Source organism: Noviherbaspirillum aerium (assembly GCF_008929045.1).
Lineage (GTDB): Bacteria > Pseudomonadota > Gammaproteobacteria > Burkholderiales > Burkholderiaceae_D > Noviherbaspirillum > Noviherbaspirillum aerium.
Map to the genome: position 1 here is coordinate 134118 of NZ_VFAH01000011.1, position 23488 is coordinate 157605.

Annotated in this window: 23 protein-coding genes and 1 pseudogene; 6 read left to right on the forward strand and 18 right to left on the reverse strand. The window is 60.9% G+C overall.

Going from position 1 to position 23488, the window contains the following annotated elements; translation table 11 throughout:
• Positions 1–68: 68 nt before the first annotated feature.
• Positions 69–605: a YaeQ family protein gene (locus FH061_RS16960; protein WP_151637081.1), complete on the forward strand. Its 537-nt coding sequence runs from the start codon at positions 69–71 to the stop codon at positions 603–605.
• Between the two features lie 160 nt (positions 606–765).
• On the opposite strand, the gene mltB is transcribed toward FH061_RS16960, so the two are convergent.
• From mltB to FH061_RS16980, 4 genes are read right to left on the reverse strand one after another with little or no spacing between them, the layout of a single operon-like run.
• Positions 766–1905, reverse strand: a complete 1140-nt coding sequence (gene mltB / locus FH061_RS16965) for a lytic murein transglycosylase B (protein ID WP_151637017.1) — start codon at positions 1903–1905, stop codon at positions 766–768.
• A complete protein-coding gene (locus tag FH061_RS16970; RefSeq protein ID WP_151637018.1) occupies positions 1896–3953 on the reverse strand; it encodes a transglutaminase TgpA family protein in 2058 nt (685 codons plus the stop codon). Before FH061_RS16970 ends, mltB begins: the two co-directional genes overlap by 10 nt.
• Entirely contained in the window at positions 3950–4963 is a 1014-nt protein-coding gene (locus tag FH061_RS16975; RefSeq protein ID WP_151637019.1) for a DUF58 domain-containing protein, read from the reverse strand. Before FH061_RS16975 ends, FH061_RS16970 begins: the two co-directional genes overlap by 4 nt.
• Before the next feature lie 4 nt (positions 4964–4967).
• On the reverse strand, positions 4968–5888 hold the full coding sequence (locus FH061_RS16980) for an AAA family ATPase (protein WP_151637020.1): 921 nt from the start codon (positions 5886–5888) through the stop codon (positions 4968–4970).
• A gap of 252 nt (positions 5889–6140) precedes the next feature.
• Between FH061_RS16980 and FH061_RS16985 the strand changes: the two genes are divergently transcribed.
• The 3 genes from FH061_RS16985 (at position 6141) to FH061_RS16995 (ending at position 8871) form a co-directional block, all read left to right on the forward strand.
• Positions 6141–7082, forward strand: coding sequence for a histone deacetylase family protein (locus tag FH061_RS16985; protein ID WP_151637021.1), 942 nt, complete (start codon positions 6141–6143; stop codon positions 7080–7082).
• 87 nt (positions 7083–7169) lie between these two features.
• Positions 7170–8087, forward strand: coding sequence for a ribosome biogenesis GTPase YlqF (gene ylqF, locus FH061_RS16990; protein ID WP_151637022.1), 918 nt, complete (start codon positions 7170–7172; stop codon positions 8085–8087).
• Positions 8080–8871: an enoyl-CoA hydratase gene (locus FH061_RS16995; protein WP_264158745.1), complete on the forward strand. Its 792-nt coding sequence runs from the start codon at positions 8080–8082 to the stop codon at positions 8869–8871. Before ylqF ends, FH061_RS16995 begins: the two co-directional genes overlap by 8 nt.
• Before the next feature lie 136 nt (positions 8872–9007).
• On the opposite strand, the gene groL is transcribed toward FH061_RS16995, so the two are convergent.
• The 4 genes from groL to FH061_RS17015 all read right to left on the reverse strand — a co-directional run bounded on the left by groL (position 9008) and on the right by FH061_RS17015 (position 12705).
• Positions 9008–10663 (reverse strand): chaperonin GroEL, encoded by a 1656-nt coding sequence (groL, locus tag FH061_RS17000; RefSeq protein ID WP_151637023.1) that lies wholly within the window; start codon positions 10661–10663, stop codon positions 9008–9010.
• Positions 10664–10715: 52 nt separating this feature from the next.
• Positions 10716–11006: a co-chaperone GroES gene (groES, locus tag FH061_RS17005; RefSeq protein ID WP_151637024.1), complete on the reverse strand. Its 291-nt coding sequence runs from the start codon at positions 11004–11006 to the stop codon at positions 10716–10718.
• A gap of 536 nt (positions 11007–11542) precedes the next feature.
• Positions 11543–11962, reverse strand: a complete 420-nt coding sequence (locus FH061_RS17010; RefSeq protein ID WP_151637025.1) for an organic hydroperoxide resistance protein — start codon at positions 11960–11962, stop codon at positions 11543–11545.
• A gap of 266 nt (positions 11963–12228) precedes the next feature.
• Complete coding sequence (locus FH061_RS17015) at positions 12229–12705, reverse strand: MarR family winged helix-turn-helix transcriptional regulator (protein WP_151637026.1); 477 nt, start codon at positions 12703–12705, stop codon at positions 12229–12231.
• 58 nt (positions 12706–12763) lie between these two features.
• Between FH061_RS17015 and dacB the strand changes: the two genes are divergently transcribed.
• Entirely contained in the window at positions 12764–14176 is a 1413-nt protein-coding gene (gene dacB, locus FH061_RS17020) for a D-alanyl-D-alanine carboxypeptidase/D-alanyl-D-alanine endopeptidase (protein ID WP_151637027.1), read from the forward strand.
• A gap of 206 nt (positions 14177–14382) precedes the next feature.
• Here the strand turns inward: dacB and FH061_RS17025 are convergent, their stop codons facing one another.
• From FH061_RS17025 to FH061_RS17040, 4 genes are read right to left on the reverse strand one after another with little or no spacing between them, the layout of a single operon-like run.
• Complete coding sequence (locus tag FH061_RS17025; RefSeq protein ID WP_151637028.1) at positions 14383–14883, reverse strand: TPM domain-containing protein; 501 nt, start codon at positions 14881–14883, stop codon at positions 14383–14385.
• A complete protein-coding gene (locus FH061_RS17030) occupies positions 14884–15708 on the reverse strand; it encodes a TPM domain-containing protein (protein ID WP_151637029.1) in 825 nt (274 codons plus the stop codon).
• An 8-nt stretch (positions 15709–15716) separates the two neighbouring features.
• The gene (locus FH061_RS17035) at positions 15717–16310 is read right to left on the reverse strand and encodes a LemA family protein (protein ID WP_151637030.1); all 594 of its coding nucleotides are present in this window, start codon (positions 16308–16310) and stop codon (positions 15717–15719) included.
• A gap of 52 nt (positions 16311–16362) precedes the next feature.
• Entirely contained in the window at positions 16363–17253 is an 891-nt protein-coding gene (locus tag FH061_RS17040) for a DMT family transporter (RefSeq protein ID WP_151637031.1), read from the reverse strand.
• A gap of 59 nt (positions 17254–17312) precedes the next feature.
• Between FH061_RS17040 and pyrF the strand changes: the two genes are divergently transcribed.
• Positions 17313–18131 carry an orotidine-5'-phosphate decarboxylase gene (pyrF, locus tag FH061_RS17045; protein ID WP_151637083.1) on the forward strand — a complete coding sequence of 273 codons (819 nt, stop codon included), beginning with the start codon at positions 17313–17315 and terminating at the stop codon, positions 18129–18131.
• 32 nt (positions 18132–18163) lie between these two features.
• On the opposite strand, the gene FH061_RS17050 is transcribed toward pyrF, so the two are convergent.
• The 6 genes and pseudogenes from FH061_RS17050 to FH061_RS17075 all read right to left on the reverse strand — a co-directional run bounded on the left by FH061_RS17050 (position 18164) and on the right by FH061_RS17075 (position 23487).
• Positions 18164–19048 carry an alpha/beta fold hydrolase gene (locus tag FH061_RS17050; protein WP_225984709.1) on the reverse strand — a complete coding sequence of 295 codons (885 nt, stop codon included), beginning with the start codon at positions 19046–19048 and terminating at the stop codon, positions 18164–18166.
• Positions 19045–19536, reverse strand: a complete 492-nt coding sequence (locus FH061_RS17055) for a CinA family protein (protein ID WP_151637032.1) — start codon at positions 19534–19536, stop codon at positions 19045–19047. The genes FH061_RS17050 and FH061_RS17055 overlap by 4 nt, the downstream gene beginning before the upstream one ends.
• A 400-nt stretch (positions 19537–19936) precedes the next feature.
• Positions 19937–20509: pseudogene (locus FH061_RS17060) on the reverse strand (hydantoinase/oxoprolinase N-terminal domain-containing protein); the annotation flags it as partial.
• A 230-nt stretch (positions 20510–20739) separates the two neighbouring features.
• Entirely contained in the window at positions 20740–21264 is a 525-nt protein-coding gene (locus FH061_RS17065; protein ID WP_151637034.1) for a phosphatidylglycerophosphatase A family protein, read from the reverse strand.
• Entirely contained in the window at positions 21261–22229 is a 969-nt protein-coding gene (gene thiL / locus FH061_RS17070; RefSeq protein WP_151637035.1) for a thiamine-phosphate kinase, read from the reverse strand. Before thiL ends, FH061_RS17065 begins: the two co-directional genes overlap by 4 nt.
• Positions 22230–22314: 85 nt before the next feature.
• On the reverse strand, positions 22315–23487 hold the full coding sequence (locus FH061_RS17075) for an NAD(P)/FAD-dependent oxidoreductase (protein ID WP_151637036.1): 1173 nt from the start codon (positions 23485–23487) through the stop codon (positions 22315–22317).
• Position 23488 lies beyond the last annotated feature (1 nt).

Here is a 23488-nt window from a genome sequence, read left to right on the forward strand (position 1 = left end):
ATCTCCATGGCGCAGGCGGGGACTTTGGGGTACATTTGCCCCTCTTCTCATTGTTCGCCTCATCGCGCATGGCACTCAAAGCAACCATCTTCAAAGCCGATCTCCAAGTTTCCGATATGGACCGCAATCATTACGCGACGCATGGATTGACCATAGCGCGCCATCCGTCCGAAACGGACGAACGCATGATGATGAGGCTGCTGGCATTCGCATTGCACGCCGATGAAGCACTTGCTTTTGGCAAGGGTCTGAGTGCGGATGACGAACCCGATCTTTGGAAAAAGGATCTGACCGGCGCGGTGGAACTGTGGATCGAAGTCGGGCAGCCTGACGACAAGCGCCTGCTCAAAGCGTGCGGGCGAGCGCAGCAGGTATTGGTCTACAGCTATAGCAGCGCCACCAGCGTATGGTGGAATCAGATTGGATCGAAGCTGGATCGGGCGAAGAATCTCCGGGTGTTCAATATCCCCTCATCGGCCAGCCAATCGCTGGCAAAGCTCGCTCAACGCAACATGCAGCTTCAATGCACGATCCAGGAGGGACAGGTATGGTTCAGCGCGGGCGATGAAACCGTGCAGCTTGAGCCAGGCATGCTCAAAGCCTGAACAGGAAGAAGCATCTGCAGCTTGACGGCGTTTAATGGCGGATCAACTACATCGCAGGAACGATCCTGTCATCAGTGTGCCATCCAAGGCTCGTCCCCCTGGATGTCATCACTGTGACAGGCCGGCATGCTCCAAGCCTTCCATCCTTTCCGGTCCGGCTTCAACCGCCGCGTGCGCTGCGTACGGCCCGTCCTAGATCAATGACCGACATGGCGTAGAAAAAGCTTCGGTTGTACTGGGTAATAGCGAAAAAGTTGCCTGCGCCCAGCCAGTACTCGGTCGGTTCCCCACCGTTCTGCAGGTCCACCAGGCCGAACGGCATGTCGGCAGGTGGTTCGACGCTGGGGATGATTCCTGCTGCCTTTATCTCATCCAGCTTATATTTCGCCTCCAGGCCCTGGCCGATAAACATGTCCCAGCCACGGCCCACATCCGCCGCAGACACGGTGGCGGGAAATACGGTCGGCTCGCCGCGCTTCCATCCATGTTCGACGAGAAAATTGGCCACGCTGCCAATGGCATCCACCGGAGAATTGCGAAGATCGATTTTTCCATCGTTATCGAAATCGATAGCGAATTTGCGAATGCTGCCCGGCATGAACTGCGGCCATCCCACCGCCCCGGCATAGGAACCGAACAGCGAGAACGGATCGATATGCGTCTCACGCGCGAACAGCAACGTATTTTCCAGTTCGCCGCGGAAGAAATTCATGCGCGCTTCACGCGTCGGCGTAGGAGGGTAATCGAATGCCAGCGTCGTCAATGCATCGACGACCCGGAAGTTGCCGGTATTGCGTCCATAGACCGTTTCAACCCCGATGATGCCAACAATGATTTCCGCTGGAACACCATAGCGCTCCTCGGCACGCGCAAGCGCGTCGGCATGTGTTTCCCAGAAGCTGGCGCCTGCCTTGATGCGCACCGGCTCGACGAAACGAGCCCGATAAGCGCGCCAGTTTTTCGGCTTGCCTGGGGGGGCCGGCTTGATCAATTGAATCGCCGTGTCGACATACCGGACCTTCCGGAACAGGTTTTCCAGTTCGGTACGGTCAAAGCCATGGGTTGCGGACATCTTGTCGATGAAGTCCGACACTTCCTTCCATTGATTGAAGTTGGCGAATTCCCCGGCTTCATCAGGGCTGGCGGCTGCCTTGCGCTGGTTTTCACCGGCGACTTTCTTGGCCGCGGGCTTTGCGTTGGAGGCCACTGCCGTAGTGCTCATGAAGGGCAGGGCAAGACTGGTAACAGCAACAACCGCCGCGGCGGCGCGGGCGGGAGACTTGAAAAATTTTATCGACATTCAGCTAACAGGGATTTCAGTAAGGACAATTCATGCGCCCTTGCATTCGGACCGGGCGCGCCGTAGCGCACAGTTTCATAGACTTCGAGGAAGCGCGCAAGCGCTGCCTTGGTTTGTGGCGGCAAAGGCGACTCCGGCGCGACAAGACGTGTCGAAAAGGCACGCGGTCCCTCGTGCGGCAGGCGCTGCAGGCCGCGCTGCGCCATGCGCCGGCAGAATGCGTCGTAGAGAATGTCGACAGGGTCCCGCTTGCGCTGATGCATTAGCAATGGCAAAACGACCAATGCCATGGCGGCGATGCCGCAAATCATCATCACGGCTGTCATGGTTTTCCAATCTACATTCGGGAAACCAAGCGATTCGAAAAAGCGCTTTTGCTTGCCGGGCGTGTAATTCAATACCCACTGATTCCATCCATTGCTGACGGCATCAAGCCGCTGACGCAGCGACAGCCAGTTTCTCAGCAGCGTGCTTCGCGACGCATCCAGGCTGAACAGGCCGCCAAGCACCGGCTGCGGCATCATGCTGCGCAGGTTCTGCTGCACCCGCGCCGGCGCTACCGCAGCGGTCGGATCGATACGCACCCATCCGCGCTGCGCCAGCCACACTTCCGCCCACGCATGCGCATCGGATTGCCTGACTGTCATGTAGCCGTCGACCGGATTGATTTCTCCGCCCTGATAACCGGTAACCACCCGCGCGGGAATGCCGACGGCACGCATCAGCACGACAAAAGCGCCGGAGTAATGTTCGCAGAATCCGGCCTTGGTATCGAACAGGAATTCATCGACGACATGCTTGCCGAGAGCGGGCGGTTCAAGCGTGTATCGATAAGAGTCTTCGCGAAATTTCTTGAGCACCGAGTCGATGATCTGCTCCGGACTCGTGGCGCTCTGGCTCAACTGGCTTGCGTAGGCCAGTGTCCGCGGATTGAAGCCGGCGGGAAGATCGATCCATTGCTGCAGGTAGCCGGCCCTGGCATCGGGCTGCAGCCGATAGGTGGTATGCGAAGCGATGTCATAGCGCAGACGATCGGAGATGGGTTGGGATGCGAGCATCTGCACTTCCTGGGTCAGCGCGGCTGTGTTGTCGGCGAGCTGCGGCAGGGCTTGGGGCATCTCGAGCGCGAATAGCCAGCGGCGTCCATGTGGTTCCAGCGTGATCTGATAGCGCAGCGGTTCGCCTTCGAGAACCGTGTGAATCCGGCTTCGCTGTCCGGCCTGCAGCGGTGTCCAGGTGCGGCCGTCGAAATGGCTGAGCACGACCCCGCGCCAGTACAGCAGGGGATTCATCGGCGCCTGGCCTTCGAATTTCACGCGGAAGGCCACATCATCGGAAAGCGCGAGCTTGGAAATATTCCCGGGTGCCATGCTGTCGGATAAACCGGTGCGTCCGCTTCCCTGGGCATCGCCGGGCATGCCCCAGAGCGGTCCCTGAATCCGAGGAAAGAGCAGGAACAGCACCAGCGTCAGCGGCGCGGCCATTGCAAGGATGCTGACGCCCACCCGCAATCGCTTGCGCAGGGGAGGGACAATGCCGGTGTACTGGAAAGAGACCTGCGTGGTAAGAATGGCGACGACTGCGGCAATCGTCATCAGCGCCGTGCCTATTGACTGTGAATAGAAAAAGCTGGCGAGAATAAGAAAGAAGCTCAGGAACAGCACGATGAACAGATCACGCTTGGCATGCATTTCGAGCAGCTTGAGCGTGAGCAGCAGCGACAGCATCGCCACGCCGGCATCGCGCCCGAAGAAGGTCCCGTGACTCCAATAGACGCCGGCCATCGCCGCAATGGCGATTGGCAGCAACAGCCAGCGCGGCGGCATGCGACTGCCACGGAACGTGAGCCAGCCGCGCCAGAACAGCAGCAGCAGGCAGCCTGGCATGATCCAGGCCGGGAGATGGGCGGCGTGCGGCAGCAGCACAAGAACGCAGGTGCCGATCAGCAGCAGGGTATCGGCTTTCTCACGCGACATCGGGCGTGCGCTTCGTCCGGTGCGGCCAGTCCTTCCCGGGACGGCTTTGAATATGTCGACAAGAATCTTCATGCGGTTTTCTGATGCAGTGCCAGCGCGGTGAGGCAGGCTTCGCGATGCGCCGGGCCCAGCGCAACCGGCAGGCTGACATCGCCGAGGCGGAAGCCATAGGCGATGCCGCGGGCTTCGGCTTCCATGACCCAGCGTGTCATGCGCGACAGCTTGAGCTCCGTATCCATCGACAGCGGCAGCGCATGGAAATCGATCATGATCTCGGTCGCGGCGCCGCCTTCAAAATGCTTGGTGACGAGGTTGCCGCTGTGTTCCATGTCGAGTCTTGCCATCTGCCGCCACGCGAGGCGCTTGAGCGAATCGCCCGCCTGATAGCCGCGGATGCCGGCGAAATCATCCTGGCCGTCGCTGCCCTGGCCATCGCCCTTGTCGCTGCCCGATGCGGGCAGTTCGGGTGCGTCATCCTCGGGGCGCGGATAGACGAGCGCCCGGGCATCCGGCTGCCAGTAGCTCCATGCGCGCAGCAGGCCGAGTGGGAAGCGGGTCTGCAGGCGCACGCGCGGCGCCTGCATCCAGCCGCGTTCCGGGGCCGGTGTCGACAGGATAACGCCGCGCGTGGAATGGGCGCCGATGTCGACCGCCTGCGCCAGGTCCGGGCGGTCGTCGGCGACAAAGTCCAGCCAGATCGCATAGCGGTCGTACTTGCGGCGATTGATCAGGCTGAGTTCGAACTGCGCCTCTTCGCCGGCGAATACCGGTGCGGCGCGGCCGGCGACGAGGTGCAGGTGCGCCAGGTTGCGGAAGGTGAGATGCATGTCGATCAGCGCACAGCCACCCAGCAGAAAAGTGAAGCCGAAGCCCAGGCTGAGGTTGTAATTGATGGAGCCAATGAACAACGCCATCAGCATGACGCAGAACAGCAGGCCGGGATGCGTGGGTACGATGAAGACCCGGCGCTGGTTCAGGAAGACTTCGCCTTTCTCCGCATTGCGGCTGCGCAGCAGGAGCTTGCTGAGCTGGCCGCGTATTGCGTGCTCCAGGCGGCTATACGGGGAAAGGCGCTTGTTCACGCGTTTATACCGCGACTGACTTCATCAGTTGCAGCACCAGATCACGGCTGCCCAGTGCCGAGCTGCCGGTCGACTTGAGCGGGCGCAGGCGGTGCGCGGCAACAGGCACCAGCACCGCCTGCACGTCTTCCGGAATGACATGGTTACGTCCCTCCAGTGCCGCCCAGCCGCGCGCCGCCTGCAGCAGCGCGATGGACGCGCGCGGACTGAGGCCTTCCGCGAACATGCCGTTCTGGCGCGAAGCCTGCGCCAGCGCCTGCACATAATCGACCAGCGCTCCCGATACATGGATGTTCCTGAGCGCCGCCTGCGCCGCAACCAGATCTTCCGGCTGCATGGCCGTGGGCAGGCTCTTGAGCATGGCGCGGCGGTCCTCGCCCATCAGCAGCGCGCGTTCCGCGGCGGCATCGGGATAGCCGAGGGACAGGCACATCAGGAAACGGTCCAGCTGCGATTCGGGCAATTGGAAGGTGCCGATCTGGTGCGTCGGATTTTGCGTGGCAATGACGAAATAGGGCTGTGGCAGCTCGCGAGTAACACCGTCGGCCGTGACCTGCCGTTCCTCCATCGCTTCCAGCAGCGAGGACTGGGTCTTGGGTGTGGCCCGGTTGATTTCATCGGCCAGCAACACTTGGGTGAATACCGGTCCTGGATGGAAAACGAAACCGTTCTTTTCGCGATTGAAGATGGAAATGCCGACGACATCGGCCGGCAGCAGGTCGCTGGTGAACTGCAGGCGGTTGAACTTGAGGCCGAGCGAAATCGCCAGTGCATGCGACAGGGTAGTCTTGCCGACACCCGGCACATCTTCGATCAGCAAATGACCGCCGGCCAGCAGGCAGACCAGGGCCTGGCGTATCTGTTGATCCTTGCCTACTACAACTTCACCTACCTGCCGGGCGACGGCATGAATTTTTGCAAACATGAATTCGAATAAGTCGATAACGTGAGAATGCTCTGGATTGAAGATACCTGCCAAGTCGACAAAGTCCTCCGACGCTCAGGACATCATTGAAATCTTTGTCAACAAAATGACTGTAGCGCACTGTTTTCTTCGCTACACTAGCAGAAGTAGCATGACCTTACCTACTATGTTGATGAGGAGCAATGCGCGCGTGATGCTTGACGAGATTCCGGATGTCATTTCCGAACCGCCTTCATCCGTGGGCTGATAACAATGACTACCGCCATCTTTTCCCATCCTGACTGCAAACGCCATGAAATGGGGCATTGGCATCCTGAATCGCCGGCCCGCCTGCAGGCCATCGAAGATCAATTGATCGCCAGCCGCATCGACTGCCTGCTGGAATACCGGGAAGCACCCGAAGCCGACGTTGCCGATATCCGTCGCGTGCATACCCAGGCTGCGGTGGACCGGATCCGCAACAATGTACAGTCGCTTTTGATCGCCGGTGGCGAATATTACCCGCTCGATGCCGACACCATGCTGAACAGGCATAGCTGGAATGCGGCATTGCGGGCGGCGGGCGCCGCAGTTGCCGCGACCGATGCCGTGATCGACGGCGAGGTGGACAATGCCTTTTGCGCCATCCGCCCTCCCGGCCATCATGCGCGTCCTTCCGAAGCGATGGGATTCTGCCTGTTCGGCAATGTTGCCATCGCGGCCAAACACGCGCTTGAAGTGCGGGGCTTGCAACGGGTAGCGATCATCGATTTCGACGTGCATCACGGCAACGGCACCGAAGAAGCCTTGATGAATGATCCAAGGGTATTGATGGTCAGCTTTTTCCAGCATCCCTTCTATCCCTACAGCGCAGTTTTGGAAGACGTGCCCAACATGATCAACCTGCCGGTGCCGGCCTATACCAGGGGCAATGAAATACGCCAGCTGGTGGAAGAAAAATGGCTGCCGGCACTTCACGCGCATCGTCCGGAAATGATCTTCATCTCAGCCGGTTTCGATGCTCACCGTGAAGACGATCTTGGGCAAATGGGACTGGTTGAGGCGGACTATGCCTGGATGACCCAGCGCATTATGGAAGTCGCCCGCGAGCACGCCCAGGGACGGATCGTTAGCTGTCTTGAGGGAGGGTACAACTTGTCCGCGCTTGGCCGCAGCGTTGTTGCCCATGTCAAGGCGCTGGCATCGATCGACTGAAGGATTGAAGCATTGGATTGAAGCATTCCGGGGGAATGCCGCATGCAGCGGGTAAAATAGCGGCTTCCCTTCAAATCCGATTCCCGCATGTCCATACAATGGTTTCCCGGTCACATGAATGCCGCCCGCAAGAAAGCGGCGGAATCCATGGAAAAGACCGACCTCGTCATCGAGGTGCTGGATGCGCGCCTGCCGCAAGCCAGCTCCAATCCGATGATCGAGGAACTCCGCAAGCAGCGGCAGCGCCCCTGCCTCAAGCTGCTCAATAAAAGCGACCTCGCCGATCCCGCGGCGACCAAGGCCTGGATCGACTTCTACAGCGCACAGAAAGACGTGCACGCCGTGGCGCTCAGCTGCAAGAAGCCGGCCGATGTTGCCAAGGTGCCCGGCATCGCGCTCAAGATCGCCCCGCATCGCGGTACGGCGCTCAAGCCGCTGCGCATGATGATCATGGGGATTCCCAATGTCGGCAAGTCGACGCTGATGAATGCCTTGCTGAAGAAACGCGTCGCCGCCGTGGGCGATGAGCCGGCGGTCACCAAGGCGCAGCAAAGGCTTTACCTCGGCAACAACATGGTGCTGATCGACACCCCCGGCATGCTCTGGCCGAAGATCATGCATCCCACCGACGGTCTCATGCTGGCCGCCAGCCACGCGGTGGGTACCAATGCCGTCATTGAAGAAGAAGTGGCCACCTTCCTTGCCGATCAGCTGCTCGTCCATTATCCGCAGCTGCTGACGGCGCGCTACGGTTTCACCACGGAAGGCATCGACGGCGTCAGCGTCATCGAAGGCATCGCCAAGCGACGGGCATACCGCCTGAAAGGCGGCGACCTCGACTTTGAAAAGGCGGCGCATACGCTGCTTCTGGATTACCGCAGCGGCGCGCTGGGCCGCATCAGCCTGGAGACACCGCAAAGCCGCGAACACCTGCTGGCAACCTATGACCCGCCGCCTTCGCTGGGTGAACGGCAAGCGCCGGATGTGGAAGACGACGATGACTGACGCGCCTCATGTGCTGCGGCAGCTCGACGGCGGGGTGCTGACCCTGACGCTCAACCGCCCGGAGAAATTCAATCCCCTGTCGGAAGACATGCTGACCGCATTGCAGGCGGCACTGGATGACGCAAAAGCGGACGAAGCCGTTCGCATCGTCGTGCTTGCTGCGGCGGGCAGGGCGTTCTGCGCGGGACATGATCTCAAGCAGATGCGCGCATCGCCGTCGGAAGATTATTACCGGAAGCTGTTCAATCAATGTTCCAGGCTGATGCTGTCAATTCAGCAAATGCCGCAGCCGGTCATTGCACGCGTTCAGGGCATTGCGACGGCAGCCGGCTGCCAGCTTGTTTCGATGTGCGATCTGGCCGTGGCATCGACCGACGCCATGTTCGCGGTATCGGGAGTGAACTATGGGCTGTTCTGTTCCACACCGGCCGTCGGACTGAGCCGCAATGTCCCTAGAAAACAGGCGATGGAAATGCTGCTGACCGGCGAATTCATCGACGCCGAGACGGCGCGCGAACGCGGCCTGGTGAATCGGGTCGCCGCACCGGAACAACTCGATGGAGAAATCGGAAAGCTGGCGGCAAGCATTCTTGCCAAGCCGGCGATCGCCATCGCGATGGGCAAGCAGTTGTTCTACAAGCAGCTCGAGATGGGCACCGGCGCAGCCTACCAGCTTGCGGGACAGACGATGGCCTGCAACATGATGGATGACTCGGCGCTCGAGGGCGTGCAGGCCTTCATTGAAAAGCGCGCACCCAGCTGGAAAACGCCGCAACAGTCTTAACGGCAGCCTCTCCATGGCCTGGCCTCATGGCATGGGCCCATGCTTCACAAAGCCGAGGCAGCAAATAAAAAGCCCGCAGGACCGAAATCCTGCGGGCTTTTTTGCAGCGAAGCTATAGAGCGCTTCGGACCGGCAATTACATCATGCCGTCCATGCCGCCCATACCGCCCATGCCACCCATACCGCCCATGCCGCCACCAGCAGCCGGCTTGTCTTCGACCAGCTCGGAAACTGTGCAATCGGTGGTCAGCATCAGGCTGGCGATCGATGCCGCGTTCTGCAGCGCAGAGCGAGTCACCTTGGCCGGATCCAGCACGCCCATTTCAACCATGTCGCCGTAGGTGCCGTTGGCTGCGTTGTAGCCGAAGTTGCCCTGGCCTTCCATGACCTTGTTGACGACGACGGATGCTTCTTCGCCGGCATTGGTCACGATCATGCGCAGCGGCTCTTCCATGGCGCGCAGAACGATCTTGATACCTGCATCCTGGTCAGCGTTGTCGCCTTTCAGGTCCTTGATGTTGGCGCGAGCGCGCAGCAGGGCAACGCCGCCGCCGGGAACGATGCCTTCTTCAACGGCGGCACGGGTTGCGTGCAGCGCGTCTTCGACACGTGCCTTCTTCTCTTTCATCTCGACTTCGGTTGCAGCACCAACCTTGATCACTGCAACGCCGCCTGCCAGCTTGGCAACGCGCTCCTGGAGCTTCTCGCGGTCGTAGTCCGAAGTCGCTTCTTCGATCTGGACGCGGATCTGCTTGACGCGTGCTTCGATCGAAGCTGCCTGGCCGGCGCCGTCGATGAGAGTGGTGTTTTCCTTGCCGATTTCGACACGCTTTGCCTGGCCGAGATCGTTCAGGGTCGCCTTTTCCAGGGTCAGGCCAACTTCTTCAGCGATGACCTGACCGCCTGTCAGGATGGCGATGTCTTCCAGCATGGCCTTGCGGCGGTCGCCGAAGCCAGGAGCCTTGACTGCGCAAGTCTTCAGGATGCCGCGGATGTTGTTGACCACCAGGGTTGCCAGTGCTTCGCCTTCGATGTCTTCAGCGATGATCAGCAGCGGACGGCCAGCCTTTGCCACTTGTTCCAGAACCGGCAGCAGGTCGCGGATGTTCGAAATCTTCTTGTCGAACAGCAGGACGAAAGGGTTCTCCAGAACGGCAACTTGCTTTTCCGGATTGTTGATGAAGTACGGGGACAGGTAGCCACGGTCGAACTGCATGCCTTCGACGATGTCGAGTTCGTCGTTCAGGGATTTGCCGTCTTCAACGGTGATCACGCCTTCCTTGCCGACTTTTTCCATTGCTTCAGCGATGCGGTCGCCGATGGAAGCGTCGGAGTTGGCGGAGATGGCGCCGACCTGGGCGATTTCCTTGGAAGTGGTGCAGGGACGAGCGACAGTCTTGAGCTGCTCGACGGTGGCAGCCACTGCCTTGTCGATGCCGCGCTTCAGGTCCATCGGGTTCATGCCGGCGGCGACATACTTCATGCCTTCGCGGACGATGGCCTGGGCCAGAACGGTTGCGGTTGTAGTACCGTCACCAGCGTTGTCGGATGTCTTGGAAGCGACTTCCTTGACCATCTGTGCGCCCATGTTCATGAGCTTGTCTTTGAGTTCGATCTCTTTCGCGACCGAGACGCCGTCCTTGGTGACGGTCGGGGCGCCGAAGGAGCGCTCCAGAACAACATTGCGGCCTTTCGGGCCGAGGGTAACTTTAACGGCGTTGGCGAGAATGTTGACGCCTTCGACCATCTTGGCACGGGCGGCATCGCCGAAAACTACGTCTTTAGCTGCCATGTTCGATACTCCTTAATTTATTCGTTTGTAGGTACTTGAAAAGACTCGGCAATTACTTCTGAACAACTGCCATGATGTCTTCTTCGCGCATGACCAGCAGTTCCTCGCCTTCGACCTTGACGGTCTGGCCGGAGTACTTGCCGAACAGCACGATGTCGCCGACTTTCACTTCCAGCGCGCGAACTTTGCCATCTTCGAGGATCTTGCCGTTGCCGACTGCCAGGATCTTGCCCTGATCCGGCTTCTCTGCGGCTGCATCCGGGAGAACGATGCCGGACGCAGTTTTTGTTTCCTGGTCGAGGCGCTTGACGATGACGCGATCGTGCAATGGACGAAGGTTCATACAAACTCCTTAAAAATCAATAAGTTATAGTTTTTTGCGGCAGAAATGCTGCAAATCATATTTGACCGTGCAGCGCCGCCACATGGAAAAATTCGATGGCCAGGGGGAGTTGTTAGCACTCTCCCCTAACGAGTGCTAAGTATATGGGCGACATTTTGATTTTTCAAGAGTGCTTGTTTGCTCATTGCATGATTGGCAGGGTGGAGCAACGCCCGATATCTTGGAAAAGGGATGGATTTTCCAGGCTTCTAGTCTGATTTTTTGGGATTTGCCACAAAGCCTGGAGACCGCGCTTATCCGGTCCGCGGCTTGCCGAACCGATTGGGCTGACATTCTAGACGCACGCCGATCTGCCGCCGCAAAGAACCGGCTTCCTTTGATATGGATCTATAGCCTGCCGAGCAAGGAGGCCATCGCCACTGAAAGCAGCTATATAGAGATGTGAAGAATGTTGTGGCGGAGGGCTGAAACAAAAAGCCCCTGTCGATTTCAACAGGGGCATGGGGCAAGCAAAACTTCAGATTTCAGATAGGCGATCAGGCCAGCCCGACCTTGACATCGACATTGCCGCGGGTCGCGTTGGAATACGGGCAGACTTCATGCGCCTTGTTGATCAGGGCTTCGGCAGCGGACTGTTCCATGCCGGGCAGGGAAACGCGCAGGGAGACATCCAGTCCGAAACCGCCGCGATCGTTCGGGCCAATGCCGACATCGGCGGTGACGGAGGCATCGGCAGGCAATGTGGTCTTGGTCGCCATGGAAACGAACTTGAGCGCCGACAGGAAGCAGGCGGAATAGCCCGCAGCAAACAGTTGTTCCGGATTGGTGCCGTCTCCGCCCGCACCGCCCAGTTCCTTGGGCGTGCTCAGCTTGGCTTCGAGTTTGTTGTCATTGGTGACGGCGCGGCCGTCGCGGCCGCCGGTGGCTGTGGCTTGTGCGGTGTACAGGATCTGCATGAAATTCTCCTCGGTAAGAAATGGAAAAAGCGAAAAGTGGTTTCGGTTCTCAGGTGTTAGTGAGATAAATATAGCATCCAATTAAATTGCGTGCAATCTAATTGATAGATTCTGATTATTTCTCATTTCTCATTTCTCATTTCTCATTTCTCATTTGTCATTTGTCATTTGCCGAATGAGTGCTGGAACATGTCTTTTGCGCTGTTCCAGGCAGTGGCGCGGCGGTCCTCAAGCATGAATGCCTGCCGGGGTTGCCATGAGGTTCGTTACTGATCGTCGTCGGGTTTGGCAAGTTCCTCGCGGATGGATGACAGCTGGCTTCGCAGCGCCTCAAGCGTATCCAGCGTTTGCCCGCTGGCGCACAGGATCTGGTGCGGAACCGACTGGGCTTTCTTTTTCAGCGCCCGTCCTTCCCTGGTAAGGGTAATGCGCACCTGCCGCTCATCGGCTTCGTCGCGTGTGCGCTGGATCAGTGCCGATGCCTCTAGACGTTTCAACAACGGCGTGAGCGTGCCGGAATCGAGAAACAGTTTTTCACCGATGCTTTTCACCAGGACATCATCCTGTTGCCAGAGAACCAGCATCACCAGGTATTGAGGATAGGTCAGACCCAGCTTGTCGAGAAACGGCTTGTAGGTCTTGGTCATTGCTAATGACGTGGAGTAAAGGGCAAAGCAGAACTGGTTATCCAGCGCCAGTGGATCGGGAGGCGAATGACGCGGCGAGTTGGCGGATTTGGACATGATTTGAGAAGGACGGCGTGGGATAATCGATTGCGTATGATCTATTCCTTGTCATCCTATGCGAATTCAACGAAGTCTCCAAGCCGCATGGCTGTTATTTAGCTTTGCTGCGACTGCCTGCGCGCAACAACTTCCGCTCACCGTCGGCGATGCGCTCCAGCGTGCCGGGATTCCGGTCGAAGCGGCAGGAATCTATGTGCAGGAAGTTGGCAACCATCCGCCCATGTTGTCGGCAAATGCGATGCAGCCATTCAATCCCGCTTCCACCATGAAGCTTGTGACCAGCAATGCGGCGCTGGAAATACTCGGTCCGACATTTACCTGGAAGACAAGGGCATATGCCCTCGGCAGGATGCGCGGCGCCGTGCTGCATGGCGACCTGTATATCAAGGGCGGCGGGGATCCGAAGCTCATCCTGGAAAATTTCTGGCTGTTCCTGCGGCGCATCCGTGCGAAGGGCATACGGGAAATCCGCGGCAATCTGATCCTGGACCGCAGCGCATTTGAACACATGCCCCACGATCCGGCACAGTTCGATGGCGATCCTTCCAAGACCTACAATGTCGGACCCGACGCACTGCTGCTCAACTACAAGGCGCTGGGATTCCGATTCACGCCTGATACGGCGGGTCATGCGGTGCAGGTGGCGAGCGATCCGCCGATGGCTTCCTTCCCCATCACGCCGCCACGGCTGAGCGGCGGAGAATGCACCGACTGGCGTGCTCGTCTGCAGCCGGTCATCGATGCGGCAGGTGCGCGCTTTGGCGGCGGTTATCCTGTGGCTTGCGGCGAGAGGACATGGTATGTGCATCCCTACCAGATGACGCATACGCAATATTTCGGCCTGGTATTCCGCCGCCTGTGGGCCGAGACAGGCGGGTCTTTCACGGGGGATGTACGCGACGGCGTGGTGCCTGCGAATGCCGCTCCCGTCTCGGAATGGGAATCCGCGCCGCTGGCGGAGATCATCCGCGACATCAACAAATACAGCAACAACGTGATGGCGCGGCAACTGCTGCTGACGCTGGCGGGAGCGGTCACCAAGCTGCCGGCCAATACGGTTCATGGAGCAGCGGTAGTGCGCACCTGGCTGTCGGGCAAGGGCATCGATGCTCCGGAGATGAGCATCGATAACGGTTCGGGCCTGTCGCGCACGGAGCGCCTGTCCGCCGCCAGTCTGGGACGGATGCTGGCTGCTGCCTATGCGGCGCCGACCATGCCGGAGTTCATGGCTTCGCTGCCGCTGGTGGCCTACGACGGCACCATGCGCTCGCGTCTCGTCAATCAAACGGTGGCAGGCAAGGCGCATATCAAGACGGGCACGCTCAATGAAGTGCGCAATGTGGCGGGGTATGTGCTTGCCGCTTCGGGCAGGCGCTATGTGGTGGTCTGCCTTGTCAATCATCTCAATGCCGATCGTGCCTACGAGGCGCAGGACGCGCTGCTGCAATGGGTGTACGAGAATGGCTGACGCATTGCCGGTCCGACCGGAATGGTGGACCGGAGATCTGGCGATCACTCTTGACGGGAAAACAAGGCAGGTGTCGCCACGCTTGCCCCCGACCCCGCTTCGCTCGCGGGCAAGGGAAGCCGCTTCCCGGGCAGTTGAATTTGGACTATCCGCTCCCTGCGGTTATTCGGTCATCCAGTCATTCCGCCGCGCCGGCCGATTCCGCATCAAAGCATGACCGGACGATCCGGCAGCTGGTTGCGGGTGGACCCGTCATCCGGATACAACCGGCACAGCATGTGGTTCAATTCGTCGATGGCGGCAATGACGCTGCGATGATATTCGCCGCGTGCGAAGCCCTGGGTGATTGTCTTGCAGACCGCATTCCAGTCTTCCGCCGACACCAGTCTTCCCACACCGCGGTCGGCCACGATCTCGACCTGGTGATCGGCAAGATTGATGTAGACGAGGACACCGCAGTTTTCTTCCGTATCCCAGACGCCGTAGCGCGCAAACAGTTCGCGTGCGCGTTCGCGGGGTGCGACGCCATTGAGCACTGCCTGCAAGTCCAGCGCCGGTTCGATCACGACGCGCACTTCGGCGCGGTGCCGTTTTTCGCCTTCGGCGATGGCTTCCTCGATCGCCTGCAGGGCGTCCGGCGGGAATGACCGCCGGCCGGCTGCCGAAGTCGTGCACAAATGACGAAAAATGCGAGAGAAAGTACTCATTTACCAGTTCCCCGAGGCGCCGCCGCCATCTGCCGTGCCGCCCCCGCCGGAAAACCCGCCGGAGCCTCCGAATCCGCCGCCGAAGCCGCCCCCGCTTCCACCGCCGTAGCCTCCGCCAAAGCCCCCCAAACCGCCGCCAAGAATGATGCCCGGCGAAGAGCGTCCCCATCCATCCCGGTAGCGCACATGACGACGTGACGACGACATGCGGGAAAGGAGCAGGAAAAGGACGACGAAAAAGATGAACATGCCCAGCGAAATGCCGTCGCTGGCCTGTTCTTCGATGTCGTCTCTGCTGGCCGGACCCGGAAAGCTTTCCTTGTCGAGCAGGCTGGTAATGGCCGATATGCCTGCGGCCAGTCCGCCGTAGAAATCGTTTTGCCGGAAATGCGGCGCAATCACATCCTGGAGAATGCGCTTGGACTGGGCATCGGTCAGCGAACCCTGGACGCCGCGGCCGGCTTCGATGCGCAGGCGGCGCAGCGCCGGCGGATTGTCCTTCGCCACCAGCAGCAGCACGCCGTCGTCGACCCCCTTGCGGCCGAGCTGCCATGCATCGAATACGCGGATGCCGTACTGCTCGATCGCTTCCGGCTCGGTCTTGTTGACGAGCAGGACAGCGATCTGGCTGCCGGTGCGGCTCTCGTAATCCTTCAGCACGTTTTCTAGCGTCGCCCGCTGGGCGGCGGTCAGCATGCCGGCCTGGTCGGTGACCCGGGTCTGCAGCGGCGGCACGGGAACGAATTCCTGCGCCCGCACGGGAATCTGGAGCTGCAGCAGTGCGAACATCAGCAGCATGCCGGCAAGCGATCGGAGGAGAGTCATGGCGGGGCTTACTTGCCGAAGTTGACTGTCGGCGCGTTCGAGATCGCCTTCTCGTTTTCAACCGTGAACGAGGGCTTCACTTCATAGTTGAAGACCATGGCCGTCAGATTGGTCGGGAAGCTGCGGGCCAATACGTTGTAATCGCGGACTGCCTGTATGTAGCGCTGGCGGGCGACGGTGATCCGGTTCTCGGTGCCTTCCAGCTGCGACTGCAGGTCGCGGAAACTGGTGTCGGCCTTGAGCTGCGGATAATTCTCGGAGACGGCCATGAGGCGCGACAGGGCAGAGGAGAGTTCGCCCTGGACCTGCTGGAACTTGCTGAAGGCTTCCGGATTGTTCAGCACCTCGGGCGTGATCTGGAAGCTGGTCGCCGCCGCGCGGGCGCGGGTCACGGCTTCCAGGGTTTCGCGCTCATGGGATGCATAGCCCTTGACGGTGTTGACCAGATTGGGAATCAGGTCAGCGCGCCGCTGATACTGGTTGACCACCTCGCCCCAGGCGGCCTTGACCTGTTCGTCCTTGTCCTGGAACTGGTTGTAGCCGCAGGCGCTCAGGAGCGACGCCAGCCAGATCGTGACAGCCAATCTCATCCAAGTCTTCATCGTTTTTCCTTATCTTGTTCGTGTGGGGAAGCGTCCAAACCCGGGTTGCCATTTAATTATGGGCGGCCGGGCGTGGTTTCAACAGTACGGTGCTCATTGCTGCAAGAATCAAGCCCATGGCCGCATAGTCCTGCCAGTGCGGCTGCTCATCCAGCCACCATGCGCCTGAAAACACACCGAGCACCGGAATCATCATGACGGACAGGCTGGATGCCACCGGCGGCAGCTTGCGCGCCAGCCCGAACCAGACCACATGGGCAAAGCCGAAAATGATCGCGGCGTTATAGGCGATCGCTGCCCAGGATGCCGGTCCCGGTACATGCCAGGCGTTGCTCTCCAGCACCGTGCAGGCTAGCAACATCGCCGAGGTGGTCAGCGCCAGCATCCAGAAGGTGAGTGCGATGGTCGGCATGTCGATGCGCGAGCGCTTCATCGTCACCGTGCCGTAGCCCCATCCCGCGGCGGCAATCAGGGCAAAGACGCTGCCCAGCGGATTGCCCGAGAGAGCGGCAAATTCACTGGAGAGCAGGAGCAGGGCGCCGGTCAATGCGCAGGCGATGCCGATCCAGGCCCGGCGGTCCGGATGCTCGCCAAAGAACAGCAGTCCGCACAGGACCGCCCACACCGGCATCGTGTAGCCGAGGATCGCGGCGCGGCCGGAAGCCAGCATCTTGACGCCAAGAATCATGAACACATGCCAGATCAGCATGTTGGGCACCGCAAGCCGGACAATCTCGCCGGCGCGGCCGCGCGGGATCGCCAGCGACACTCCCTGGGCGCGGGCGGCCAGCCAGATGATGGGCAATGCCCCGATCATGCTCAGCACGCGGAAGCTCAAGGGAGGGAAATCGCGCACGCCGATCTTCATGATCGGCCAGTTGATGCCCCAGCACAGGGTCAGCAGAATGAGAAGGATCCAGTCCTTGCGCGAAAGCGATGTCATGCCGAAACGATAGCATGGCAAGTTACAATGCGTTTTGTCTGAATTCATCCTTCATCGCCGTGACTTTCCTTGAAAAACTCTCCGCCGCATGGACGGCGAACAATTCCCTGCTGTGCGTAGGCCTCGATCCCGACACCGGCAAGCTTCCCGATGCCGTCCGCCCGCAGCCCGACGCCATCTATGCCTTCTGCAAGGCGATCGTCGATGCGACCGCCGATCTGGCCTGTTCCTTCAAGCCGCAGATTGCCTATTTCGCCGCGCTGCGCGCCGAAGACCAGCTGGAAGCGCTCTGCCGGTACATCCGCGAGACCTACCCGCATATACCGGTCGTGCTCGACGCCAAGCGCGGCGACATCGGCGCCACCGCCGAGCAGTATGCAAGGGAAGCCTTCGAGCGCTACGGCGCGGATGCGGTCACCGTCAATCCCTACATGGGTTTCGATTCCGTGGCGCCCTACCTGGAATGGAAGGACCGCGGCGTGATCATCCTGTGCCGCACCTCCAATCCCGGCGGCTCCGACCTGCAGTTCCTGAATGCCGACGGCATGCCCGTCTACCAGCATGTGGCGCGCCTGGTGGCGGAAAAATGGAATACCAGCGGACAGTGCGGCCTGGTGGTCGGGGCCACTTTCCCGGAAGAGCTGGCCCAGGTGCGCAATATCGTTGGCGACATGCCGCTGCTGGTGCCGGGCATCGGCGCACAGGGCGGAGACATCCAGGCCACCGTCAAGGCCGGCCGCACCGCCGCCGGCAGCGGCATGATGATCAATTCCTCGCGCGCCATCCTGTATGCGAAGCCGCAAGGCGGCGAGGATTTTGCCGGCGCCGCGCGGCGGGTTGCGCTTGAAACCCGGGATGCGATCAACCGGTACCGGTAGATTTCCGGCCGTCGGGCGCCGTTGAACCGGATTCAGGCGCCTGCGAAAAACGACTTCATTTCCTGCAGCAGCAGGTCCGGCACCTGGTCCGGAATGAAGTGGCCAGCCGGCAAGGCCTTGCCGGTGACGGGCAGCGCGCATTTCGCCTGCCAGTCTTCCATCGGCTTGAACAGCTTGCCGACCACGCCGTGCTCGCCCCACACCACATGGGTTGGACAGGCCAGCTTTCCTGCATCGTGGTCGCGGTCGTGTTCGAGATCGATGGTGGCCGCCGCCCGGTAGTCTTCGCAGGAGGCATGGATGGCCTCGGGCGTGCAGAAGCAGCGTTCATACTCCGCCTTCGCCGCCGCATCGATGAAGCTTGCGCCGCCGGAACCCCAGCCGCCCAGCGTGTAATTGAGGAAGAACGAGGCGTTGCTGCCGATCAGCGTTTCCGGCAAGGGGTAAGGCTGGATCAGCATGAACCAGTGGTAGTACAGGGTCGCGAAGCGCATGTCGGTCGCTTCATACATGGTGCGGGTCGGCGAAATGTCGATCACCATCAGCTTCTTCACCGCATCCGGATGGTCCAGCGCGAGCCGATGGGCCACCCTTCCGCCGCGGTCATGTCCGCACAGATCGAAGCGATCATGTCCGAGCGCCGTCATCAGTTCCACCATGTCCCGGGCCATGGTCCGTTTCGAATAATTGGCGTGGTCCTTGTCGCCCGGCGGCTTGGAAGAATCGCCGTAACCCCGCAGGTCCGGCATCACGAGCGTGAAGCGTTCGGCGAGCGCATCGGCCACGCGGTGCCAGATGACATGCGTCTGCGGAAAGCCGTGCAAGAGCAGCAGCGGCGGACCGCTGCCGCCGTGGCGGAAATGGATGCTGACGCCGTTGACGTCGCGTCGCTCGCTTGGGAATTGGTCCAGCATCATGCGTCCTCCAGATCCAGAAAGCGCAGCAAGCCTTGCAGCGCATGTACGATGGTTTGTTCCCGCACCGCCCGCCTGTCGCCTGGGAAGACCAGGCGCTCGGTGAAGGTATGGCCCTTGCGCGCCCAGCCAAAGCAGATCGTGCCAACCGGCTTGCCGGGCACCGCGCCGCCGGGGCCGGCGATGCCGGTCGTCGAGAGAGCGACGTGGGCAACGCTGCCGGATAGCGCGCCTTCGGCCATGGCAGCAGCGACTTCCTCGCTGACGGCACCGAACTGGTCGATGCGCGACGCCGGCACCTTCAGCAATTCGGTTTTCGATGCATTGGAATAAGTGACGAAGCCACGCTCGAACCATGCCGATGAACCGGCTATCTCGGTGACGGCCTGGGCAACGCCGCCGCCGGTACAGGATTCCGCCGTGGCCAGCATCAGGCCCTTCCGCTGCAGCACGTCGCCCACGCGCGCCGCCAGATCGATGATGTCGCTCATGTACTATCCCTTTTTGCCGAGTTTTAACTAGGCTGTGTTTGATAAGCTGCTGTGTGGTCCGGGTCCGAATCCGCGCCTGCGGTGCTCGGCGTACATTCGTACGCGCACGCTCCCACTCCTGAACGCAACGCAACTCCGAACCGCTCGCGACGCATATCAAACACAGCCTGGTGGAAAATGCGCCAATTTACTTTACCACTCCGCTGGAAAGCAGGCTTGCGCCGCTACGGCTTCCCGGACTCCGGCGGCGCGCCGAAACCGCCGCCTCCCGGCGTCTCGATCACGAACACATCGCCGGGCCACAGGTCTTCGCGGCGATAGAGGCCGCTGTCATGCCATTCGCTGTTGGAGAAGAATCGCACGTGCTGCGCCGCCCGTGCCGGACACCAGTTTCATCATCGGGTCTGACTTCAAGCGACAGCGAAACCTGCGCGAAACCGATGTCGCGCGCAATGCGGCCTATCGCCTTTTCATGCGCCGGATAACGGTAGGCATGCATCAGCACCACGGCAAGCGAACGCAGGCCGCGCGCATGCCGGGCTTGCAGCTCGCTCCTCACCTGCGGCTCGTCTAGGGGGACAAGGACTTCGCCATGGGCGCCGACGCGCTCGTCTACCTCGGTTGCGCTTGCATACAGCAGTTCAGGCAGCACGATATGCCGGTCGAACAGCCTGGGGCGGTTCTGGTAGGCGATACGCAGCGCATTGGTGGCGACGGTGGTGCCCATCTTGACCGCGGCAACGCAGTGCGGGGAAATTTCCGCGTCCGGCTCCAACTCCAGCAATGCGCGGATGTCGGCGATCGCGGCGTCCTGGTAATGATCCGGGTTTTCCGACAACAGCTTATGGGTGAGCAATGCGCCGTCGGGACGGCGCGCCACGATATCGGTGAAGGTGCCGCCCCGGTCGATCCAGAATTGCCATCCGTCGCCGGCCTGGACTTGCCGAGCTTTCCGAGCTTGTCCTTGCTCCATGTGCGCTTACCTAACTTGATGTGATTTTTCTCAACAGTCCGATCGGGCAGTTAACGCAGAATAGCAGTGAACAGGCGTTGCGTTGATTGAGCGATCAAGGCAGCGTGTGTTTGAGCAGCGGTGTGCAGATTCGAGCTTTCGCGGCCTTCGGGCCGCGATTTTTTTTGCGCGGCCTAAACCGAAAGTGGCGTTGGCGTTGGCACTGGTGTCGGCGGAGCGCATGCTGCTTCTTACAGGTTTTCCCAGATCGCAAACAGCAGAAGGGTGTAGAAGGCCGCGAGAATATCGTCGGCCATCACGCCAAAACCACCCTTGAGACGCTTCTCCACCTGGCGGATGGGTAACGGCTTGATCATGTCGATCGCCCGGAACCAGAAGAATGCCCACAGCTGTGTCTTGAAGTCGGCCGGCATGACAAACACCAGCACCAGCCAGAAGGCAATGATCTCATCCCACACCAGGCTGCCATGGTCTTCGATGCCGAGATCGACCGAGGTCTTGCGGCATGCCCAGATGCCGGCCACGAAGCCGGCAATGATGATGAAACCCCACGCCATCGGCGTGAACACGCCCGGCCAGCGGGATGTCAGCACATTAAAGGTGAGCCAGGACAGCAGGGTGCCGACGGTACCCGGCATGATGGGCGACAGGCCGCTGCCGAAACCCTGGGCCACCAGATGCGCGGGATGCGACAGCATGAAGCGGGCGTTCGGCTTGGGGACGTAGGCGTTCTGCCCGGATTCAAGGGTGGTCATGGGGAGGCGAAGTGATCAAAGGAAGTGAGCTGCAGGTCCAGCGGTTTGCCGTCCGCATCGCGCAGGCGCAGTCCCGGCGCGGCTTCGATGCTTCCGACCCGCGTGACCGGCGTCGAGCTGAGGCTGCCCGCGGCCAGCACATCGTCGCGGCGGTTTGCGGGCGCGGTGAAGCACAATTCATAATCATCGCCGCCGGCCAGGGTAAAGCGCCGCCGCAGCTCGGCGGACTGCGCGGACAGCATGGCGCCGGCCGGCAGCAGGTCGGCATCGAGGCTGGCGCCGACGCCGGAGCGATGAAGAATATGGCCGAGATCGCCGACGAGACCGTCGGAAATGTCGATGGCGGCGCGCGCGATGCCGCGCAGGGCGACGCCAAGTCCGACACGCGGCGTCGGCGCGTGCATGCGCGGCGCGGCGGCGTTCAGCATGTCCTTATCGAGCGGCAATTCATTGCGGTATCCCGCCAAGGCCAGCCGGGCGTCGCCGAGCGTTCCTGAAATCCAGATGTCATCGCCCGGCCGCGCGGCATCGCGCCGCAGGGATTGGTCCGGCGGCACCTGGCCGAAGATGGTGATGCAGATGTTCAAGGGCCCCTTGGTCGTGTCGCCGCCCATCAATTCGCAGTCATGCCGGTCGGCAAGCGCCAGCAAGCCCTTCGAGAATGGCTCAAGCCATTCCGCGTTGGCCTCTGGCAAGGCCAGTGCAAGGGTGAAGGCGACCGGCGCCGCACCCATTGCCGCCAGGTCCGACAGATTGACGGCCAGGCATTTATGCCCGAGCTGAAATGGATCTGCTCCGGGAAAGAAATGCCGTCCTTCAACCAGCATGTCGGAGGAGATCGCGAGCTGGCTGCCATGCGGCGGCGAAAGCAGGGCGCAATCGTCGCCTATGCCGAGTGTGACAGGACTGAAGCGCCGGGACGGGCGTGTGAAATAGCGGGCAATGAGGTCGAATTCGGACAGCATCCCTGGATTGTACCGAATTAAGCAACGCAGGCTGCCGGCAGCCTGCGGCCGGCGAGTGCGGATCGGCGGCGTTACACCGGCATAACTATGCGGCCTGCCCGATCCTGCTGCCGAGCTCCGCCAGCAAGGCCTGCCGGATACCGGCTTCCTGCGGCGCCACGCCGAAGGCGGTCATGACGCCATCGGCATCGTAGTGGCGGCAGATGGTGCGTTCCTCAAGCCGGGATTCCTGCCATGTGCCATGTCCTGCGTTTGCCCGCAAAGGAAGCAGAGCCATCGGGTAGGAAGGCGTCTTGACGATCACCGGTGCAGGTTTCAGGTCCATCGCCGTCGGTATGTCGGCCAGGGTTCTGGCGATGGCCCGTGCGGCCGACATCAATGGCGCGATGTAGGGCATCACTCCACCGCTGTCCGGGGAGCCGGTATATTCGGCGCAGTCGCCGAGCGCAAAGACATCCGGCGCGCTCGTCATTCCATACGCATCGACCAGAATGCCGCGGCCGGTTTGCAGGGCGGCGCCTTGCGCCAGCCTCAAGTCAGGCCGCACTCCCACAGCGGAAAGAACGGCCTCGGCCTGCAGGCGCCGGCCGTCGGCCAAGGTGAGGGTATAGGTTTTTGCGTCGCGGTCGACGCGGCGCACCGTGGTGCCGAGCCGTAGATCGACGCCGCGATGGGCCAGCGCTGCCTGCAGGCCGCGCGACAATGCCGGCGGCGCCAGCGATGCGAGCGGCAGGGCATTGGGATCGATCAGGGTGATCCTGTGGCTGGCGGCCAGGTCGTCCGCGAATTCGCAGCCGATGAGGCCGGCGCCGATGATGGCAATGCGCGAACCGGGCTCCCCGATAGTCCTGCGGAACGCTGCATAGTCGTCGATGTGATTGACCGAGATGACATCGTCGGCGGCATTGCCCTCGAGAGGCGGCCGAACGGCGCGTGCTCCGACGGCAAGGATCAGCTTGTCGTAGCCGAACTTGCCGGCGCCCGCTTCCACGGTCTTGGCCAGGGAATCGATTGCAATGACGCGTGTTCCGGTGATGATGGTCGCGCCAAGCTGGCCGGCCATCTGCGCCGCAGTAAACGATGTCAGCTGCGCCGCCTGCTTGCCCTGCGCAACGGCGTTCGACAGCATGGGCTTCGAATAGAAGCCGCCGTCGTCGGCGGTCAGGATGAATAGCGGGGTGGTCTTGTCCAGCTTTCTGAATTCGCGGGCCACGGTATAACCGGCAAGCCCGGTGCCGACGATGATGATCGGTTTCATG

Excerpts from the sequence above, each read along its gene's own strand:
- groES (WP_151637024.1), bottom strand. The coding sequence starts at position 11,006 with ATGAACCTTCGTCCATTGCACGATCGCGTCATCGTCAAGCGCCTCGAC.
- FH061_RS17015 (WP_151637026.1), bottom strand. The coding sequence starts at position 12,705 with ATGTCCAAATCCGCCAACTCGCCGCGTCATTCGCCTCCCGATCCACTG.
- FH061_RS17035 (WP_151637030.1), bottom strand. The coding sequence starts at position 16,310 with ATGAAGACTTGGATGAGATTGGCTGTCACGATCTGGCTGGCGTCGCTC.
- FH061_RS16960 (WP_151637081.1), top strand. The coding sequence starts at position 69 with ATGGCACTCAAAGCAACCATCTTCAAAGCCGATCTCCAAGTTTCCGAT.
- groL (WP_151637023.1), bottom strand. The coding sequence starts at position 10,663 with ATGGCAGCTAAAGACGTAGTTTTCGGCGATGCCGCCCGTGCCAAGATG.
- FH061_RS16995 (WP_264158745.1), top strand. The coding sequence starts at position 8,080 with ATGACTGACGCGCCTCATGTGCTGCGGCAGCTCGACGGCGGGGTGCTG.
- mltB (WP_151637017.1), bottom strand. The coding sequence starts at position 1,905 with ATGTCGATAAAATTTTTCAAGTCTCCCGCCCGCGCCGCCGCGGCGGTT.
- FH061_RS16970 (WP_151637018.1), bottom strand. The coding sequence starts at position 3,953 with ATGAAGATTCTTGTCGACATATTCAAAGCCGTCCCGGGAAGGACTGGC.
- FH061_RS17065 (WP_151637034.1), bottom strand. The coding sequence starts at position 21,264 with ATGACCACCCTTGAATCCGGGCAGAACGCCTACGTCCCCAAGCCGAAC.
- FH061_RS17010 (WP_151637025.1), bottom strand. The coding sequence starts at position 11,962 with ATGCAGATCCTGTACACCGCACAAGCCACAGCCACCGGCGGCCGCGAC.
- FH061_RS16980 (WP_151637020.1), bottom strand. The coding sequence starts at position 5,888 with ATGTTTGCAAAAATTCATGCCGTCGCCCGGCAGGTAGGTGAAGTTGTA.
- FH061_RS17040 (WP_151637031.1), bottom strand. The coding sequence starts at position 17,253 with ATGACATCGCTTTCGCGCAAGGACTGGATCCTTCTCATTCTGCTGACC.
- FH061_RS17050 (WP_225984709.1), bottom strand. The coding sequence starts at position 19,048 with ATGATGCTGGACCAATTCCCAAGCGAGCGACGCGACGTCAACGGCGTC.
- dacB (WP_151637027.1), top strand. The coding sequence starts at position 12,764 with ATGCGAATTCAACGAAGTCTCCAAGCCGCATGGCTGTTATTTAGCTTT.
- FH061_RS17030 (WP_151637029.1), bottom strand. The coding sequence starts at position 15,708 with ATGACTCTCCTCCGATCGCTTGCCGGCATGCTGCTGATGTTCGCACTG.
- thiL (WP_151637035.1), bottom strand. The coding sequence starts at position 22,229 with ATGCTGTCCGAATTCGACCTCATTGCCCGCTATTTCACACGCCCGTCC.
- FH061_RS17055 (WP_151637032.1), bottom strand. The coding sequence starts at position 19,536 with ATGAGCGACATCATCGATCTGGCGGCGCGCGTGGGCGACGTGCTGCAG.
- FH061_RS17025 (WP_151637028.1), bottom strand. The coding sequence starts at position 14,883 with ATGAGTACTTTCTCTCGCATTTTTCGTCATTTGTGCACGACTTCGGCA.
- FH061_RS16985 (WP_151637021.1), top strand. The coding sequence starts at position 6,141 with ATGACTACCGCCATCTTTTCCCATCCTGACTGCAAACGCCATGAAATG.
- FH061_RS17075 (WP_151637036.1), bottom strand. The coding sequence starts at position 23,487 with ATGAAACCGATCATCATCGTCGGCACCGGGCTTGCCGGTTATACCGTG.
- ylqF (WP_151637022.1), top strand. The coding sequence starts at position 7,170 with ATGTCCATACAATGGTTTCCCGGTCACATGAATGCCGCCCGCAAGAAA.